Origin of the sequence: Terriglobus sp. YAF25 (genome assembly GCF_052113305.1) — a bacterium.
Classification (GTDB): domain Bacteria; phylum Acidobacteriota; class Terriglobia; order Terriglobales; family Acidobacteriaceae; genus Terriglobus.
Map to the genome: position 1 here is coordinate 1 of NZ_JBFRCY010000611.1, position 3,419 is coordinate 3,419.

General features: G+C 59.5%; 4 protein-coding genes and 1 pseudogene. 4 read left to right on the forward strand and 1 reads right to left on the reverse strand.

Annotation, left to right across the window (positions count from 1 at the left end; translation table 11 throughout):
* On the reverse strand, positions 1 to 624 hold a 624-nt coding region (locus tag AB4043_RS21080), incomplete at its 3' end, for a DUF2339 domain-containing protein (protein WP_442307990.1).
* On the opposite strand from AB4043_RS21080, the gene AB4043_RS21085 reads away from it, so the two are divergent.
* The 4 genes and pseudogenes from AB4043_RS21085 to AB4043_RS21100 all read left to right on the forward strand — a co-directional run.
* The gene (locus AB4043_RS21085) at positions 617 to 1,321 is read left to right on the forward strand and encodes an Hpt domain-containing response regulator (protein ID WP_442300668.1); all 705 of its coding nucleotides are present in this window, start codon (positions 617 to 619) and stop codon (positions 1,319 to 1,321) included. The two genes, AB4043_RS21080 and AB4043_RS21085, sit on opposite strands and share 8 nt — an antisense overlap.
* A gap of 47 nt (positions 1,322 to 1,368) precedes the next feature.
* The gene (locus tag AB4043_RS21090) at positions 1,369 to 2,082 is read left to right on the forward strand and encodes a response regulator (RefSeq protein WP_442300667.1); all 714 of its coding nucleotides are present in this window, start codon (positions 1,369 to 1,371) and stop codon (positions 2,080 to 2,082) included.
* Positions 2,083 to 2,468: 386 nt separating this feature from the next.
* A complete protein-coding gene (locus tag AB4043_RS21095; RefSeq protein WP_442307991.1) occupies positions 2,469 to 2,900 on the forward strand; it encodes a hypothetical protein in 432 nt (143 codons plus the stop codon).
* Positions 2,888 to 3,419: pseudogene (locus AB4043_RS21100) on the forward strand (OmpA family protein); the annotation flags it as partial. The gene AB4043_RS21095 and the pseudogene AB4043_RS21100, both read left to right, overlap by 13 nt.

Below are 3,419 nucleotides of genomic sequence, written 5' to 3' on the forward strand. Positions count from 1 at the left end.
CCCTCCAGCAAGAGCGTAGGCAGCAAGCAGCTCGGCATCCTGTGCCCAGGCCATCCAGGCATTCCACGCAGTCACCGCCAGCATGGCCGTGAAGACAACACCTACCGGCAGCAAGTGATAGATCTGCAAGGAGGCCCATAGAGACAGATACAAAACACCGGTTCCGACTGCCTTCAACGAATAGGAAAAGGCCGGGAAACCTTTGCTGCGGAAACGTTCCGACCACAGCACAAGCCCGGCGCCTGCAATCAAACCCACCAGAATGCGTCCAGCCGGGCCGATCCACTGATTATCGATCGCCAGCTTCAGCGCCCATGCCGCTCCGATCAATAGTGCCAGGACACCGATACGATTGAAGACCTGCGATCCCAGCCGCGATTCCAGGTTCTGCCGCTCTTCTACAGCAAAACGCGGATTGGCTGGAGCCGGAATGGCCGGCACAGGCGGCGTTGGCCCGGCTTGGGCTCTGGGCATTATCGACTGGACGACGCGCCGCCCGCGAAGCGTCGCAACCTCTTCCTCCAACGCTTCAACGCGTTTTCGTAGCAACAACAATTGCTCCGCGAGATTTTCCGGGCTACCGTCCATATGCAGGCTGTTATACCCTGTCAGCGAGATGGCCACCAACCAGATTCTCGTTGTTGAAGACGACCCCATGAGCCTGGAGCTGCTTGATGTGTTGCTCACCCAGGAGGGTTTCACCGTCACTGGCTGCGGTTCGGGCGAAGATGCGGTAGCTGCCATCACGAAGAACCCGGAGATCGGTCTCGTGCTGACGGACCTGCAGATACCCGGCCTGCGCGGCCCCGCCCTGGCCACTGCCATGCGGAAGGCCACCACCACCCCGCTGCGCATCTTCGCCATGAGCGCCACGGCGCCGGAGCACCGGCTGCCGGGTTTCGATGCCTTCCTGCTTAAACCGCTCTCCATGGAGCGTTTTCTCTCGCTCACGCATGGTTCCGGCGTGCATCACGGCGCTGCGCCGCAGGAGTCTCACCTCCTCGACGAAACCATCTATCGCCGCATGACCGCTGCCATGCCGGCTGCCCAGTTAAAAGCGACGTATACCTTTGCCATGGACGATGCCCTCACACGCATTACAGCCATGCGCACGGCCTTCCACGAGAACGACAACTCCTCGTTTCGCCGCCAGGCCCATGCCATCAAGGGAGGCTGCGCCATGGTCGGAGCTGTAGAACTCGCTTCTCTGGCCTCGATCTTTGAGCGCAACGGCATCTCAGGGAAGCAAGTTGGTACCGAATTAGACGAATTCGAGCTTGCAGTAGACCGTCTGCGTCGTATGCTGGAATCGCGGTTTTGACGGGCCAATCGCCGTATCAATCCCTCTCCAGACCGGAGGAATTACAGATGAAAGCAGTTACCTCGAAGTCTGGGGCGCACAGTATCGGGCACTCCGGACTTCCGGTCCGTATCGTAATCGCCGACGATCATCCAGTCGTGCGCTTCGGCGTCCGCAACATGCTCGCACCCGAACATGGATTTGACGTTGTGGGCGAGGCGGAAGATGGAGACATCGCCATCACCCAGACGCTGGAACACGAGCCTGACATCCTTCTGCTTGATCTGCAGATGCCGCGGCTTCCCGGCCTGGAGACCATGCGAGCGATCATGAGCCGTTCGCCCGGCGTCAAGATCGTCCTTCTCACCAGCGCTATCACCACGCAGCAGCTCATTGAAGCGTTGCAGATCGGGGCACGCGGCATCGTCCTTAAAGACTCTGTTGCCGGAGATCTGTCGCAGGCCGTTCGTGCGGTCGCCGGAGGCGACTACTGGATCGGCGGCGAACGGGTCGTCAACCTCGTCAAGGCACTCCATGACCTGATGCAGAAAGCCGCCGCCCAGCCGGAACGCAAGACCTATGGCCTGACACCGCGTGAACTCGAGGTTGTCTCCTGTATCGTCGAAGGCTGCAGCAACAAGGACATCGCGAAGCAGTTCTCCATCAGCGAAGAGACCGTAAAGCGCCATCTATCGAATGTCTTCGATAAGACCGGTGTCTCCACGCGCCTGGAGCTCGCTCTCTTCGCGATCTCGCACAAGCTGGTTCAGGCCGACAACTAGGACATATCACCAAACTCGAGATACCCATGCATCGGGTGCCCCATGTCCCTAGGGGACATGGGCCCGGCCTTCACTGTTTGGGCATCAATCTTCAGGTCCCGAGACGATCTCATTCTTGAGCCGCGCGAAAACGGTGGCGCGGAGCGCGATACCCCACCCTTTGCTTCGCAAAGAATGGGGCAACAAGAATAGTGGCTCGCTCTAAGGTTGCCTCAATTCAATAAAAAACCTGGATCCATTCCCAGCTTCACAAATGGACAGCCTTCGCATTTTTCACCGCATCCCATCAGTGCACACCGGAGTTTCGTAGCGCCCCGGTGCTCTGAGGCCCCTCATCAACACCGCGTTCAGGAAGGCGGCACAGAGAGCAATGAAGGAGCGAGACCATGTACGTCATTTCCCGGTACACATTCTATGCAACCCTGCTCGCCGCGGCCGGTCTGCCTCTTGCCGCAGCACAGGAGCCCAACCCCACGAATACGCCTGCCGCTCAGTCACGAACGGGCGGCGCACACCTCGACGGCGAATACAACGGCGTTCCCCTCTATCGCGTTAGCGTCGTCCAGCGTGACCTCGATGCCGTCAATTACATGCACCGTAGCGGCTCCACAACGCTTGAGCTGATGGGCACACCGCTTCTGGCCAATGCCAAAGGCAAAGCCGTCGTGAAGAGTGACAAGGGCCGCATGACCATCGACGCGAAAATGGATCACCTTCCCCCCGCGAATGGCTTCGGTCCGGAATACCTGACCTATGTGCTTTGGGCCATTACACCCGACGGGCTGACAAATACGAACCCCAGATCATGGGACAGGTGAAGCAGAACCTCGACAATGCCGACTCGTTCGATCAGAACAAACACGGCGACCGCAAACAGGAAGTGACCTTTGCCCGTGAAGCGGTCCAACGCTCGGAAGATGCTCGTGTCAGCACGCTGCGAAAGATTGCAGCCGAACAGCAGCAGGCTGAGATCGATGCCCGGAAGGCAGCCGAGTTACAGGCAGCGAACTCTCAGGCAGCCGCAGAAGCTGAAGCAGCTCAGCGTGCTCGTGCTGAAGCGGAAGCCGCCAAAGCCCGCGCCCGCGAGGCTGAGGCCGCCCAGGCTGCTGCAAGCGCACAGCAGGCTGCAGCAAGCGCACAACAGTCCGCGGCCGAGGCGCGCGAAAAGCTACGTCAGCAGTTGAACTCGGTCCTCACAACCCAGGAATCCGCCCGTGGTTTGATCGTCAACATGTCCGATGTCCTCTTTGACACCGGCAAGTACACGTTGAAGCCTGACACCAAGGTGGCCCTCGCAAAGGTCTCCGGCATCCTGATGGCCTATCCATCGCTGAAGG

Excerpts from the sequence above, each read along its gene's own strand:
- AB4043_RS21085 (WP_442300668.1), top strand. The coding sequence starts at position 617 with ATGGCCACCAACCAGATTCTCGTTGTTGAAGACGACCCCATGAGCCTG.
- AB4043_RS21095 (WP_442307991.1), top strand. The coding sequence starts at position 2,469 with ATGTACGTCATTTCCCGGTACACATTCTATGCAACCCTGCTCGCCGCG.
- AB4043_RS21090 (WP_442300667.1), top strand. The coding sequence starts at position 1,369 with ATGAAAGCAGTTACCTCGAAGTCTGGGGCGCACAGTATCGGGCACTCC.